The organism is Curvibacter sp. CHRR-16, from assembly GCF_018474005.1.
In the GTDB taxonomy this organism is placed as follows: Bacteria; Pseudomonadota; Gammaproteobacteria; order Burkholderiales; family Burkholderiaceae_C; genus Allorhodoferax.
On sequence record NZ_JAHCSH010000007.1, the window covers coordinates 97,924 to 111,940 of the forward strand.

General features: G+C 56.1%; 12 protein-coding genes. 2 read left to right on the forward strand and 10 right to left on the reverse strand.

Going from position 1 to position 14,017, the window contains the following annotated elements; translation table 11 throughout:
• From KIK84_RS15335 to KIK84_RS15345, 3 genes are read right to left on the reverse strand one after another with little or no spacing between them, the layout of a single operon-like run.
• On the reverse strand, positions 1-2,382 hold the full coding sequence (locus KIK84_RS15335) for a DUF1631 family protein (protein ID WP_214123984.1): 2,382 nt from the start codon (positions 2,380-2,382) through the stop codon (positions 1-3).
• A gap of 32 nt (positions 2,383-2,414) precedes the next feature.
• Complete coding sequence (ettA, locus tag KIK84_RS15340) at positions 2,415-4,076, reverse strand: energy-dependent translational throttle protein EttA (RefSeq protein WP_214123986.1); 1,662 nt, start codon at positions 4,074-4,076, stop codon at positions 2,415-2,417.
• 53 nt (positions 4,077-4,129) lie between these two features.
• Positions 4,130-6,415 (reverse strand): DUF1631 family protein, encoded by a 2,286-nt coding sequence (locus KIK84_RS15345; protein WP_214123987.1) that lies wholly within the window; start codon positions 6,413-6,415, stop codon positions 4,130-4,132.
• Between the two features lie 304 nt (positions 6,416-6,719).
• Between KIK84_RS15345 and KIK84_RS15350 the strand changes: the two genes are divergently transcribed.
• Positions 6,720-8,495 (forward strand): DEAD/DEAH box helicase, encoded by a 1,776-nt coding sequence (locus KIK84_RS15350; RefSeq protein WP_214123988.1) that lies wholly within the window; start codon positions 6,720-6,722, stop codon positions 8,493-8,495.
• Between the two features lie 15 nt (positions 8,496-8,510).
• Here KIK84_RS15350 and KIK84_RS15355 read toward each other — a convergent pair whose 3' ends face one another.
• Positions 8,511-8,891: a cupin domain-containing protein gene (locus KIK84_RS15355; protein ID WP_214123989.1), complete on the reverse strand. Its 381-nt coding sequence runs from the start codon at positions 8,889-8,891 to the stop codon at positions 8,511-8,513.
• Between the two features lie 71 nt (positions 8,892-8,962).
• On the opposite strand from KIK84_RS15355, the gene KIK84_RS15360 reads away from it, so the two are divergent.
• Positions 8,963-10,534 carry a methyl-accepting chemotaxis protein gene (locus KIK84_RS15360; protein ID WP_214123990.1) on the forward strand — a complete coding sequence of 524 codons (1,572 nt, stop codon included), beginning with the start codon at positions 8,963-8,965 and terminating at the stop codon, positions 10,532-10,534.
• 20 nt (positions 10,535-10,554) lie between these two features.
• Here the strand turns inward: KIK84_RS15360 and KIK84_RS15365 are convergent, their stop codons facing one another.
• The 6 genes from KIK84_RS15365 to KIK84_RS15390 all read right to left on the reverse strand — a co-directional run bounded on the left by KIK84_RS15365 (position 10,555) and on the right by KIK84_RS15390 (position 13,848).
• Complete coding sequence (locus tag KIK84_RS15365; RefSeq protein WP_214123991.1) at positions 10,555-11,184, reverse strand: DUF2238 domain-containing protein; 630 nt, start codon at positions 11,182-11,184, stop codon at positions 10,555-10,557.
• A gap of 37 nt (positions 11,185-11,221) precedes the next feature.
• The gene (locus KIK84_RS15370; protein WP_214123992.1) at positions 11,222-11,641 is read right to left on the reverse strand and encodes a hypothetical protein; all 420 of its coding nucleotides are present in this window, start codon (positions 11,639-11,641) and stop codon (positions 11,222-11,224) included.
• 72 nt (positions 11,642-11,713) lie between these two features.
• On the reverse strand, positions 11,714-12,160 hold the full coding sequence (locus KIK84_RS15375; protein ID WP_250208027.1) for a GlpM family protein: 447 nt from the start codon (positions 12,158-12,160) through the stop codon (positions 11,714-11,716).
• Between the two features lie 171 nt (positions 12,161-12,331).
• Positions 12,332-12,850: a GNAT family N-acetyltransferase gene (locus tag KIK84_RS15380; RefSeq protein WP_214123994.1), complete on the reverse strand. Its 519-nt coding sequence runs from the start codon at positions 12,848-12,850 to the stop codon at positions 12,332-12,334.
• A 99-nt stretch (positions 12,851-12,949) separates the two neighbouring features.
• On the reverse strand, positions 12,950-13,255 hold the full coding sequence (locus KIK84_RS15385; protein ID WP_214123995.1) for a hypothetical protein: 306 nt from the start codon (positions 13,253-13,255) through the stop codon (positions 12,950-12,952).
• Between the two features lie 143 nt (positions 13,256-13,398).
• Entirely contained in the window at positions 13,399-13,848 is a 450-nt protein-coding gene (locus tag KIK84_RS15390) for a hypothetical protein (RefSeq protein ID WP_214123996.1), read from the reverse strand.
• Positions 13,849-14,017 lie beyond the last annotated feature (169 nt).

The window sequence follows — 14,017 nt, forward strand, 5'->3', positions numbered from 1 at the left end:
CTATAGGCTATTGCGCATGGCCTGCTGGGCCACAGCGTCCAAAGCCCCATCCACCAAAGAATGGTCCGCTACGACCATCAGTTGACCATTGCTGACCAACTTGTCGTGGGTGCGGCGTGTCATGGACTGGGTCTTTCCTTGGGCCGAAGTGAACAAGAAGAGCGTGCCGTGGGGGCTAGCCCATGTAAGCTGGGTTCGTATCCATTGCCCCCCCACAAACAACTCAATCCAAGTACCCAAGGGCATCATGGCGATTCCGCCTTCAATAGCCCGGGCAGCATCCATATCGGCGATCTCATCACCATCGTCATCGGCAATCTCTACTGACTCGACTTCGCTGATCTCCACGAAATTGGACTGCTTGGCCTCTGCAGGCGCCAACCATGGTTCCGCTTGATCCAGCGAGGCAATATCCACTTTCTCAATCGGCTTGCTCGCGGTGGTAACAGCCTTAATCCCCTTCAAGCTGGAGAACACTTTCTGGTGTAAACCCATCAGTGCTTCTAAAAACTCGCCCGTTTTGTCAGCAGGGTAGTCAATGCTCTCCAAACCATCGCGCAGGGTGCCCAAGAGCACCGGCACCAAACGGGTCAACTTGCTCACATTGCGCAACGGCAATTCTGGGTGCGAACTCCACAACAAGGCTGAAATGAGTGCTTGGTATTTGTTGGCAGGCTCCGAGCGCTGACCATGCACCAAGCGGGCTTGGGCCACCACTTGGGCCCATGGCCCTAGCAAAAATCGCGTCACCACACTGGGTACTTTGTGGATATCGGGCAGGCGCTGCACATCTTCAGCAATCTTTTGGGCCAGTACATGGCGTTGCTCCGCTTGCTGCAATGCCCTGACTGCGCGCTCTTTGGCCTGCGCTTGGGCTTGTTCACGGGCCTGCCAACGGGCCAACAACCCCGTCAGCACACGCTCAAACGACTGGGCGTTGTAGGAAGCATCGGTATTGAGCAAGGAAACTGCTGCCTCAATACCTGACAAAAACTCCGTATAGCCCTCCGCCTTTTCAGAACCAAAGGCCAAACTGCGTTGAGACACCTCGTTGAGCAGCTGACGGGCCGGGTGGTTGCGATCCGTGAATAAACGTGGCTCGGCCATGGCCAGCCGCATGAGAGGGGGCTCCAGTTGGCGCACCACGCGCTGCACGCGCGGCAACAGACGTCCGTCTTGGGCCATGGTTTCCACCATCATCTGCACCACTTCCAAGCTCAAACGCTGGGCCACATTGCTGGCAGTGGCACGAATCCCCTCCTTCTCGAAGGCCAAAATGCGTTCTTCTTCTTCAAATGGAAATTCATCCACCACCTGCTTGCTGCGTTGCTCTAAGCGCTCGAGCATGGCTTCGGTCTGCTGCATTTCTTGCAACGCCTCCAAAGCTGCAGGCACCGTGCTTTGGAACTCGGTGATGACGGGGTAATCGTTGCTGCCCGAAGCCTCAAATTGGCGGGCAAAATTTTGCGCAAAAGCCTGTACCCGACTCGTAGGGCGTGGCACATCCTCCATATCGCCCGCCAACAAGCTACGCAAACGCTCAAGCGTCAGCAATGGATCGGCTGCCACACGGGAACCACTGCTAGTGCGAGGGGCACTGCCAGCACTGCGGCCCGCAGCCTGTGGCGCAGAAGCAGCCATACGGGAGGCCACCACCTGTTGGGTCAGCCCCCCCATGGGCTGAGGAACCACTTGACGCCCCACTGCTCGTTCGTAAACGCCAGCAGATGACACCACCTCAAAACCTGCAGGCTCTACACCCTTGTCCTTGAGCAGTTGAATCCATTCGGTATACAAAACCCGCAACTCTTGCGCCAAAGTCAGCCCCATCGAGTTGAGCCACTCCAGCCGGGTCGGCAACGGCATTTCGGTGCCGTTGATAGCCCCCTTCAAAGCCTGCAAATAAATCTCAGGGCGAAAAGGATTGGCGTCTTGGCGAACAGCCGTCAGACCTTGCAAGGGGGGTACCAAGGTGTTGAGCTCAGAGAGCAAGACTTCCAGCACCGCCAAGGCGTTTTGCTGAACGCGGGCGTTGACCACGCTTTCTTGCACCTGCTCTTCATCCATGAGTTCGAGCTGCTCGAACGACATGTCCGACAAAGAAAGCTTGGGAGCTGCAACCGCACTGGGCTTGTTTTGCACAAAAGCTTGTCTGAGCTGCTGTGGAAACTGCACGGTCAATTGCTCTTCATTGCGCTGCAACTGCAGCAAGGCGTCATTCACGATGTTGCGTTCGCGAATATCACGCCCCGTATCGAGTCGGTTTTGAAACTCCCGCTTGGCTACGATAACCATACGCCCCATGAGTGGCCCGGCAGACTGTACCGCTTGCTCTAACAAAGACTGGTAGAGCTGCGGATATTCAGGTTTCGGAGCCACCATGGAACACCCTCCTACGGGAGAAAAACAGACGATTACTTCAATGCCTTGTAGCGTACACGCTTGGGCGCAGCGCCTTCTTCACCCAAGCGTTTTTTCTTGTCAGCTTCGTACTCTTGGTAGTTACCATCGAAGAAAGTCCATTGGCTGTCGCCTTCAGCAGCCAGAATGTGAGTCGCAATACGGTCCAAGAACCAGCGGTCGTGGCTGATGACCATCACGGTACCCGCGTACTCGAGCAAGGCATCTTCCAAGGCACGCAGGGTTTCCACATCCAAGTCGTTGGAGGGTTCGTCCAGCAGCAACACGTTGCCCCCTTGGATCAAGGTCTTGGCCAAGTGCAAGCGCCCACGCTCACCACCGGAGAGCATGCCCACTTTTTTCTGCTGGTCGCCACCGTTGAAGTTGAAACGGCCGCAGTAGGCGCGCGAAGCCATTTGGAACTTGCCGATGTTGAGCATGTCCAGCCCGCCAGAGACGTCTTCCCACACAGTCTTGTCGTCGGACAAAGCATCGCGGGACTGGTCTACATAGGCCATCTTGACGGTAGAGCCCACCACCACCTTGCCCGCATCGGGCTGCTCGCGGCCCGCGATCAGCTTGAACAGCGTGGACTTACCGGCACCGTTGGGGCCGATGATGCCAACGATGGCACCCGCAGGAATGGTGAAGCTCAGGTTGTCGATCAGCACGCGGTCGCCAAAGGACTTGGTGACGTTGTGGAACTCGAACACCTGGGTACCCAAGCGGTCGGCCACAGGAATGAAGATTTCCTGTGTTTCGTTGCGCTTTTGGTATTCGTAATCGCTCAATTCCTCGAAGCGGGCAATACGTGCCTTGCTCTTGGCTTGGCGGCCCTTGGCGTTTTGGCGCACCCAGTCCAGTTCCTTCTTCAAGGCCTTGGCGCGGGCTTCTTCGCCCTTTTGTTCGGCTTCCAAGCGGCTTTGCTTTTGCGTCAACCAGTCGGAGTAATTGCCCTTGTAGGGAATGCCATGACCACGGTCGAGTTCCAAAATCCACTCAGCCGCATTGTCCAAGAAGTAGCGATCGTGGGTAATAGCCACCACAGTGCCAGGGAAACGTTGCAGGAACTGCTCCAGCCAGTCCACCGATTCGGCGTCCAAGTGGTTGGTCGGTTCGTCCAGCAGCAGCATGTCGGGCTTGGATAAGAGCAAACGGCACAGGGCGATACGGCGCTTTTCACCACCGGAAAGCACGCCCACTTTGGCGTCCCATGGAGGCAAGCGCAGCGCGTCAGCAGCGATTTCCAGCTGGTGCTCAGAATCGGTGCCAGCGGTAGCGATGATGGCTTCCAAGCGCGCTTGCTCGGCAGCCAAGGCGTCAAAGTCGGCATCGGGCTCGGCATAGGCGGCGTACACCTCTTCCAGTTTGGCCTTGGCAGCAAATACTTCGCCCATGGCCTCTTCGACGCTCTCGCGCACCGTGTGCTCGGCATTGAGTTGCGGCTCCTGCGGCAGGTAACCGATCTTGATGCCGGGCATGGGGATCGCTTCACCCTCGATCTCCTTGTCCACACCGGCCATGATCTTGAGCAAAGTGGACTTACCGGAGCCGTTCAGACCCAGCACGCCAATCTTGGCTCCGGGGAAAAAACTAAGCGAAATGTCCTTCAAGATCTGGCGCTTGGGCGGCACCGTCTTGCTGACACGGTTCATGGAATAAACGTACTGAGCCATGGTGTTTTAGTCTGTTGAATGTAGGTAAACCTCGCATTATCCGGGTTAGCGCCTTAGCGCCGCCCGCGATGGGCCTGAATATCGTTTTGCAACGCCACTTGGGCCACCGCATCGAGAGCGTTGTCCATCACATGCCCATCGGACACCAAACGCAGCAAACCCAGTCCGCGCAAGCGCGACATGGTGCGACGCGACATGGTGTGCGACAAACCGCCAGAAGACACAAACATGAACAGCGTCCGGTGCGGGCTGGCCCAGTTGAGCTGGGCACGCAGCCACTGCCCATTCCATGCCAAATCGACCCATGCACCGGGCATGAGTTGGTCGGCAGACCAAGCCGCTTGCAGCGCAGGATCAGGCTTGGACAGTACGTGCACACCTACAGGCGGCACGTACATGGAATGGTCGGAATCGGAATCCGACTCGCCATCCAACGGCGCAGAAGCTGAAGCTCTCCACATATCCTCCGCATTGACAGGGGCCAATAACTCTTCTGGCAAATCGACCACTGGACTGCTTGACTCAATCGACCTAACAGCAGAACTAGACACAGGCTGCACCACCGCCGTCAGTGTTGGTAAAGGTTCAAAAGTGGTACGCGCTGCATCAAAAGCCTGTTCGTGCACCGCAATCATGGCATCCAGAAACTCTTTGCTTTGCTCATCGGGATACGCAATGGTCTGCAAACCTTGACGCAAGGTCATGAGCATGCGCGGCACCATGCGCATCAGCCGACCCGGATGCTTTTGCACCTTGGCTAGCTGTGTACTCCAAATCAGTTTGCGCACCAGTTCTTGGTAGCTTTCGAGCTCAGCGATCGCATCGCTGCCCCGCATCTCAGCCATCGCTACCACCTGGGCCCAAGGGCCACGCAGGAACTGCTGCACAAACTCAGGAACGGGTCGCGCACCAATCAACTCTGCATGCGACTGAGACCACTTGGCCGCCAGCAAGTTGCGCTGCTCCTGCAACACCAGTTCTTTGGCTTGGGCTTCGGCACGGGCGCGCACCGAAGCTTCTTCCACCGACCAACGCTCCTCCAACAACTGCAAATGGTGGGCAAAGGCCGCTGCATCGGCAGGCCCATTGCACAGCGACTGAACCGTAGACTCCAACATCGACTGAAAAGCCACATAGCCCAAATCGTTGCTATTGCGAAAACCCAAGCTGCGGTGGGTGATACGCTCCAAAAACAAGCGCGCTGGGTGTTTGCGATCACTGAAAAAACGCGGGTCTTGGTCTGACAAAGTGTTGAGCACCCCCTCCAAATCGGCCAAGCTCAAACGCACATGCAGCGGAATACGGCCATCTTGGGCCAAGTGATCCAACATGAGGTGTACTACCTCTTGCCCCAATTGCTTGCCCAACTGCCGCCCTAGCATGCGCTGATTGCGCTCTTGCGCCTCTTCCAAAGACTGGGGTATATCGTGCTGCCCAGCCTGTTGCGCGCGCTGGCTCAAGCGCTGCATCATGGCATCCACCAGCTTGAGGTCTTCCAACGCCTCAACCGAACTGGGCACCGTGTGCGTAAAGTCTTGCTGCACTGGCCAGAGGTGGATTTCTTGCGTCAACAAGCGGCGCAGCTTGTCCATGGTGAGCAAAGTACGCTGCACTTTGGTGGGGGTGGTATCAGGCTTGCCAAACGCATTACCAGCTTGCAATGGCTCCACACCCATGGATCGGAGCCACTCCACCAACTCAGCATAGAGCTGCGACAGCGACGCCCCCAGCAAATTGGCCAGCATGACTTGCAAGCTGCTGTTGTGGGCATCTTCTGCTGACATCGAGTCATGCAACGCTTGGCGCAGGGCATAAGCATAATTTTCTGGCCGTACAGGGTTGAATTGCCCTTGCACCGTGGCCCACCCCATCATGCTACTCATCAAGGAGTGCACCTGCCCTACGCGGTCTTGCACACACTGGCATACCGTTTGCTCTGTCAGGGCCTGCTCAATGTTGGCATCAATCTGATCATCTTCCAGCAGCATGAAATCGTCGAACCGCACAGCCGCTGCTGGAGTAGTTTTTTTGCTCCCACCATGGCGCACTTGCTCTTGCAAGTGCATCTGAAAGCACGCCCGAAACACTGGTCGTTGCGCCAAAAATCGGTGCAACACGTCCACCGCCACAGTGGACGATGCCACAAAGTAAGCCAGTGGTTCAGCGTTGGCCTGTTTGCCCGAGGTGAAATGGTTTAGCTGCGTCTGCACCCCAGCGTACAAGTCGTCCAAAAGTACCGGCGTTTGCTCCAGCACCATGTCCAAGCAAGTAGAGAGACTGAGCTTCTCTACTGCCATGTCTTTGGCAACGCCCAAACGACGCAACTGGTATTTCTTCATAAAGCGTTGAGGGATGTGAATCAGTACTTTTCAAGTGTAGCCACAAGCGTTACACAGTGGTATACGCCACGCAACAGTGCTTCGTGCGACAATCGACCCCGTTGCAGCCCTTCAGTTAGCTGCAACCCGGCCCGCTCAGTCATTCACCATGTCAGCATGACTGCTTGCCAACGGGTCGATGGCTGGCAAGCCCTTACGCTTGCACCAGCGTTTTGTTAATCCATCTGCCTTTGAACTGAGCGCACCACCCGGTGTGCACTGGCCGGTAAACCCAAGCACCCGGGACGGGCGCATCCTTACATTTATGACATTTGAAGAACTGCAATTGGCGCCAGCCATTGTCAAAGCCGTACGCGAACAAGGCTACGAGAATCCCACCCCAATTCAGGCCCAAGCCATTCCTTTGGTTTTGGCTGGCCACGACCTGTTGGGCGGAGCCCAAACAGGGACTGGTAAAACAGCCGCATTCACACTGCCCATGCTGCACCGCTTGGCCATGAGCCGCAGTGCCAACAACCAATGGGGCGGCATCGGCATACGTGCGCTGGTACTCACCCCCACCCGCGAGCTGGCTGCCCAAGTGGAAGAGTCCGTTCGCACTTACGGCAAGTACCTACAACTGCAATCCACTGTGGTGTTTGGCGGTGTGGGCATGAACCCACAAATTGACCGCATTCGCCGGGGCGTGGACGTGTTGGTAGCCACCCCAGGGCGTCTGCTGGATTTGCAGCAACAAGGCATGCTGGATTTGTCCACCGTGCAAATCTTGGTGCTGGACGAAGCTGACCGCATGCTGGACATGGGCTTCATCCACGATGTGAAGAAGGTACTGAGCCTGCTGCCCAAAGACAAGCAAAGCCTGCTGTTCTCGGCCACCTTCAGCGACGAGATTCGTGCACTGGCCAATGGCTTGCTCAAAGAGCCACAAAGCGTACAAGTGACACCGCGCAACACCACCGTGCAGCGCATTCGCCAAGTCATCCATCCCGTGGGCCGTAGCAAGAAAAAAGACCTGTTGCTGCACATCATCCAAAGCAACAACTGGAACCAAGTGCTGGTGTTCACCCGCACCAAATTTGGTGCCAACCACGTGGCTGACTTTTTGGCCAAAAACGGCGTGACCGCCATGGCCCTGCACGGCAATAAGAGCCAATCGGCCCGCACCCAAGCGCTGGCAGGCTTTAAGAGCGGTGAACTGCGCGCCTTGGTCGCCACCGACATTGCTGCACGCGGTATCGATATCGACGAACTGCCGCACGTGGTGAACTACGAAATCCCCAACGTGTGCGAAGACTACGTGCACCGCATTGGCCGTACAGGTCGCGCTGGCGCCGAAGGCCAAGCGCTGAACTTCGTCTGCTTGGACGAAGAAGGTTTTATGCAAGAGATCGAGCGCTTTACCAAGCAAACTATCTCCGTCGAGGTGGTGGAAGGCTTTGGCCCCGAACCCGATGAGCGTGCCGAACCCATTGCCATGGGCCGCCAAACCTTGTGGGGTGGCGCTGGTAAACCGCCTAGCCGCGATGTGATGCAGGCTGCTGCCAAAGCTGCACGCCAAGACATGATGCAGCGCATCCGCGAAAAGCGTGGCGACAAGCCTGCAGGCCACGGCAAACCCAAACCACAGGGCAGCGCACCGCGCCAGCAGGTGCCCGAGTTTGCCGATGATGGAACGCCCGTGACAGGCCATGCAGGCCAACGCCCACCCCGCCAAAACCACGGTGACAAGCGCCGCAACGGTGGTGGCGGACAGCAGCCCTATGCCAACAACGGCAATGGAAACGGCACCGGCCAAGGCAAACCACGCCAGCGCAACAATTTGGAATACCAACCACCCGCCAACTACACCCACGAAGGTCGCACCCAGCGCCCCAACGCCAACGGCCAACCTGACCCCATGCGCACCAGCGTGGACAGCATGGCCCGCAGCGGACGCCGTGGCAATGGCAAACCAACCTACGGCGCTTATGCTGGCGGCCCTGGTTACACCGGTGGTTTGGGTGGTGGAGGTGACCGACCACGCCGTCCCGGCGGCCCCGGTCGTGGTGGCAACAAACCACGCGGCCCAGCGGGTTACTGAGCCACAGCTTGCCGATTACGCGCGCACAAACAGTGTAATCAACGGGTCTGGGCCTACCTGACGGCTCCAGTGCCCGTGCACGGCGGGGTCAAACGTCGCGCCTTCAGGCAATAGGTCAGCCGAATAAAAGTGCTGACCGGGCGAGAAGATGCGCGACTCACCGTGTACCCCAATTTCCATTTGCCCTTGCAAGATAAAGCACCACTGCGTGTGGCCAGAGCAATGCCATTGGCTGCGAAAGCCCACCGGACTCATGCGCAGCTGGTAGCCGCCGCTTGCAAACACCTCTGACAACATGGACTGGGGCGTGCCCTGTGCCAGCGCTATGGACTCTTCGCGGAATTTCGCAAAGCCGTCATGGTCGGTATACAAAATAGTTTGGGTAAATGTAGTCATACAACTTATAAACAGACAGTTACAAAAAATAGGCACACGATGCATTGTGTGCACATCGTTGGAGAAATTTCATGAATCGTATCGGTATTGGTAGCCGTTTGGCACTGGGCTTTGCTATGGTTTTGCTACTCACCAGTGTGATTGCGGGTATCAGTTTATGGCGACTGCGGGATACAACGCAGACCACCTTGCAAATGCTGCAAGTACCCCTGAACAAAGAGCGTTTGGTCAGCGACTGGTACGCCAACGTCAACTCCGGCGTGCGCCGCACGGCAGCCATTGCCCGCAGCAGCGATGCATCGCTGGCTACCTTTTTCGCCGAGGATGCCGCCGAAGCCTCCAAGCTGTCGAGCAAATACCAAAAAGAAATTGAAACCCTGCTCAACAGTGATGAGGAGAAAGCCGTTTTTGGCCGCATTGGCGAAGCACGCAAAAAATTCGTGACAACGCGCGACGCCATCAGCGAACTGAAAAAGCAAGGCAATGAGGCCGAAGCCCTGCGACTACTGGAAGCAGACTTTCAACCTGCCGCCAAAGCATATTTGTCAGGCATGCAAGACTTCCAGGCCCTGCAACGCAAGCAACTCGATAGCCAAGCACAAGACATCCAGTCAATCAACGGCACCAGCTCAGCTATTTTGTTGGTACTGAGTTTATCGGTGCTGGGCTTGGGGGCCGTGGTCTCATGGGTGATCACGCGCAGCATCACCAAACCCTTGCACGAAGCGGTACAAGCAGCCCAACGGGTGGCAGCAGGTGATTTGAGTGGCAATCTCAACACCGACCGCACCGACGAAACCGGCACCCTGCTACACAGCCTGCAAGACATGCAAAACCGCCTGACCGACTTGGTGCACAACGTGCGGGGCAACGCGCAAAGCGTGTCGCTGGCCAGCACCGAAATTGCCCACGGCAATTTGGATCTGAGCCAACGCACCGAAAACCAAGCCAGCGCCGTGCAAGAGACCAATGCCACCGTAGGCCAGCTCAACCAAGCCATCCGCGCCAATGCCGACAGTGCCCAGCACGCCAAGCAACTGGCCTCCGAAGCCACCACCGTGGCCAACAAAGGCGGTCAAGTGGTAGAGCACGTGGTGAAAACCATGCGCGCCATCCACCAAAGCTCCAACAAGATTGGCGACATCATCAGCGTGATCGACGGTATTGCCTTCCAAACCAACATCTTGGCCCTGAACGCCGCCGTGGAAGCGGCCCGCGCCGGCGAGCAAGGCCGTGGCTTTGCCGTCGTGGCCAGCGAAGTGCGCAGCTTGGCTGGACGCAGCGCTGAGGCCGCCAAAGAGATCAAGACCTTGATCACCCACAGCATGGAACAAGTAGAAAACGGCTCCAACCAAGTAGACCAAGCCGGGCAGACCATGCAAGAAATCGTCAGCGCCATCCAAAAAGTGAGCAGCATCATCACCGAAATCAGCGCAGCCAGCGCCGTGCAAAGTGAAGGCGTGAGCCAAGTAGAAGCCATGCTGACGCAGATGGATCAGGCCACGCAGCAAAACGCTGCTTTGGTGGAAGAAAGCGCCGCCGCTGCAGACAGTCTTAAAACCCAAGCCCAGCAGTTGGTAGAAGCCACTTCCGTGTTCCAACTCCCTGTCCACACAAGCCGCCAACTGGCGTTGGCCGCTTAGGCAATCAGCAGCGCTTTGGGTCAACCTTGGAGTAAGCCATTGGACTCCAAGGCATTGATTTGCCGATCATGCATGCGTGTTAACAGCAACAACGAGGCCATGGCCCCGATGAATGCAAAAAACATGTCTGACTGGGTATCCCAAGGGTCGCCTTGGGTACCCAAAAACTCATCAGCCCCCTGCCCCAGTGCCAGCGCAGCCCCCCACTCAATGAACTCGTAAGAAGCGCTAATGGCCAGCGCCACGCACACCACCAGAAAAGCCAGCATCTTGCCGCGCGCCACATGCTGGCCACGCACCAGTATTTCACGCACCACCAAGGCAGGCACAAAGCCTTGGGCAAAGTGGCCTATCTTGTCATAGGGGTTGCGCGACAAGCCCAACCAGTGCTGCAAGTCAAAGCCCAGCGGTACTCTGGCGTAGGAATACGCACCACCCACCAACAAAATGACCGCATGCACAAAGATCAGCGCATACAGCAGTGTCGTCAGTGGAAAGCGCTTGTAGGTCACCCACATCAATGGCACGGCGATGAAAATAGGGCACACCTCCATGAACCAAGTCGCTTGGTCATAAGGGCGCACACCAGACCACACCAACAAGGCAGCCAATACCACCAGCGCAGCCAATAAAAACGGAGAACGGGTCATGAATCAAGCTCCTTTATGCCAAGTGGGCTGCCCTTGCCTATTTGCTACGAGCACCAGCCAAAGCCAAGGACGTGGTGGAACCCACAATGGCACCCGCAAAGATTTTGGCAATATCCAAAAAGCCACCGGATGCAGCGGCCAGCTTTGATGTGCCTGAAGGGTCTTCGTGCAAAGCCACCAAGCCCAATACCGCAAAAGCCAAACACAGCAGCGCGCACACCAACGTGAAGGGCGGGAAGTAATCCAAAAAACTTCTTTTCAGGGTGGCAGAACCTGCAGCGCCGCGCACCACTTCGTCCATGGCTTGGTTCAGGTTCTGCAAAGTCACTGGTGTGGTGCTGGCCAACTCTGCGGCTCGGGCGGTGATTTGATCGCGCAGCGCATTGAGTTCATCGTCCAAACAAGTGCTCAGGCTTGGGGGAATAGTGGCAGTGGTCGGTGTGCTGCTGTCTGTCATGGTTACTCCTAGAGTGTGTGAATTTTTGTAGGGCGATGAAATGCTTATCCACAGGTAGTTAGCTGCAACGACTCACCCTGCAGAGGGGTAAAGCTTTAACCAAAACAATAACAAAAGCGCTGCACTAACTGCCCAAGCGCATGTTGCCCCAAGCAAAGTGGCAATCAAACTAACACGGATGCTCAAAAAATAGACCGCTAGCAAATAGATGGCATACGGAAACAAAGAAAAAAGCCCAAAAAGGGCTGTCAGCCTCAAATCCCCCGCACTGCGCTCGCTACCCACTATGTAATGCGCAATAAGCGCAAAAGTAGGAAAAAGAGGAACCAATCCAGCGATAAAAAAAACCTTGGATTTGGAGAGCAATGCAATCACCAAAACAGCCATTGCACCTAGAAGAGATTTCAGAAAAAGTGCCATGCTCAATTCTTTGTCATTCAAAAAAATACTTGGATCAATAACCTGACTGTGCGCTGCATGGTACAGACGCCGATAACTCTTGCTGCTCAACGAACGCATGTTCAGCAGCCGCTTGTAAAGATTGGCGCGTCAGTGACGCAGATTCCATGTCGGCACGGGACATTCACGATCCCACTTTAGATGCCGGATATATTGAGCAGCAGGCGCTTCCCCCAAAGCTAAACTATCGATCAGTTTCTTGCGCTTGTGGGGGAGTCCATATACGAGCGGTTAGGCCGCATTCGCGGTACCTTTGACAATGGCCCAGCGTTCGTGATCTCGCCAGCGACCGCCGATCTTGAGGTATGCGGGAGAGAAGCCTTCCTTCTGGAAGCCGCACTTGCGCACTAGCGCGATGGAAGAGGCATTGCCAGGCTGGATGTTCGCTTCTAAGCGATGCAGTTTGAGGTCGCGGAAAGCGTGCTGCACTACAGCTCGGAGACCCTGCTGCATGAAGCCTCGTCCCGCGAAGCCCGAGAACGCGAAGTAGCCCAGATATCCGCTCCGAAACGCGCCGAGCACGATATTGGTCAAGTTGATGGCCCCAACAAGTTCGCCGGAGCTAGCGATGTGTACGACGAAGCCGTGATTCAGCTTTCCGTCAAAGCGCGCAACATACCTATTGAACGCATCTTCGTCACACGGTGCCGTTACCCACGGCTTGTGAAGGTCACGACTTGCGCGGCTGGCAGCCACGAAGAGCTTCGTGTCGGAAATCGCTATGGGACGAGTGGTGATGCGGGTGGTCATGCGGCCTAGCGTTAGCCGTGAGTGGACCGCAACGGCGCACTCAGAATTGAAGAATGGCGACCAAGCAGGCAGCCGTTGTGGGTCCAATCGACGAACCTGTTAAACCGCATCGCCATTTTCTTTCCTCTTTCGATACTCAGATATTTCAATGTCCCCATCAATCAACGCCTGTACATCAGCGTCAGGATGCCTAGGAGCGATAGCCTCGCGAGCTAGTGATCGGACAGTGCGCCAATCCCGAAGTGCAAAGTAGCCGCCCACGACGCCGACCAGCAGCACTGACCAAAATGGCGCGCCTACAAAGATGAGAGTGATGCCGCAGCACCAGAGCAATATATAGATGATGCTGTTGAGGCGGATACGCTTGCCTGCCTTTGCATCAGTTTCGTGAGCTAAGGAAACCATTCTTGCGGTTTAACGTTTGACGTGAGGGGCTGCCGTAGCGGCGAAGCCGCGAAGGGAACCCACAAGCGCAGCTTGTGGGCGGTCCCTCTCGACGGAATTGTTAGAGCGCAATGGCAAACGCATCGCAATTGCGGGGTGAAAAATCATGGGGTTGCAAAGCACGCATATAAATTCTGGGCACGCGCAGGACCTGGCAGATGACCTGTCATGATGTTTCCCGGTAGCGTAGAAATGTAGTTCAGTAAAACCCCAATCTGCTGTGGATTCGAAATTATTCCAATATTCCTGATCGCCTTTATCGCGTAGCAGTCTGCATTGACCTCCGAGTTTTGCATTGGATGAAGGGCATGGTGCGCGCACTCATGGGCGTACCAAAATTGACGTACATACTCCGGCAAAGGGCCGACTACATTCGGGTTTATAACGATAATCGGTTGGCCGTTTTGCATGGTGTGGGCGACTCCAACATTATTTAACGTCGGATCTGGAATGTAGGGCACGGGAATCCCTGAGAATGATGAACACGGCAATGGCTGGGCGAATGCTGGAATTACCGCGAAAAGCAATAAAACAGTAAGCACTAAATTTTTCATATCAGCCCCCTAAGTGTTTGCTAATTGTGGATAGTTTGCGCTCTAACGAATGAAAGGGACTTCCCCGTCCCAAGCGAGCCGCGTGCCCATAGGGTTGCGGTTTACGGCAACAAAGTGCCACGATGGAGAGGCAAAACTGTTCATCAACTCACTTTAATGGAAGGGGAAG

Coding starts and splice junctions, on each gene's coding strand:
- KIK84_RS15375 (WP_250208027.1), bottom strand. CDS start 12,160: ATGCGTTCGTTGAGCAGCAAGAGTTATCGGCGTCTGTACCATGCAGCG.
- KIK84_RS15365 (WP_214123991.1), bottom strand. CDS start 11,184: ATGACCCGTTCTCCGTTTTTATTGGCTGCGCTGGTGGTATTGGCTGCC.
- KIK84_RS15355 (WP_214123989.1), bottom strand. CDS start 8,891: ATGACTACATTTACCCAAACTATTTTGTATACCGACCATGACGGCTTT.
- KIK84_RS15360 (WP_214123990.1), top strand. CDS start 8,963: ATGAATCGTATCGGTATTGGTAGCCGTTTGGCACTGGGCTTTGCTATG.
- KIK84_RS15335 (WP_214123984.1), bottom strand. CDS start 2,382: ATGGTGGCTCCGAAACCTGAATATCCGCAGCTCTACCAGTCTTTGTTA.
- KIK84_RS15380 (WP_214123994.1), bottom strand. CDS start 12,850: ATGACCACCCGCATCACCACTCGTCCCATAGCGATTTCCGACACGAAG.
- KIK84_RS15370 (WP_214123992.1), bottom strand. CDS start 11,641: ATGACAGACAGCAGCACACCGACCACTGCCACTATTCCCCCAAGCCTG.
- KIK84_RS15390 (WP_214123996.1), bottom strand. CDS start 13,848: ATGAAAAATTTAGTGCTTACTGTTTTATTGCTTTTCGCGGTAATTCCA.
- KIK84_RS15345 (WP_214123987.1), bottom strand. CDS start 6,415: ATGAAGAAATACCAGTTGCGTCGTTTGGGCGTTGCCAAAGACATGGCA.
- ettA (WP_214123986.1), bottom strand. CDS start 4,076: ATGGCTCAGTACGTTTATTCCATGAACCGTGTCAGCAAGACGGTGCCG.
- KIK84_RS15385 (WP_214123995.1), bottom strand. CDS start 13,255: ATGGTTTCCTTAGCTCACGAAACTGATGCAAAGGCAGGCAAGCGTATC.
- KIK84_RS15350 (WP_214123988.1), top strand. CDS start 6,720: ATGACATTTGAAGAACTGCAATTGGCGCCAGCCATTGTCAAAGCCGTA.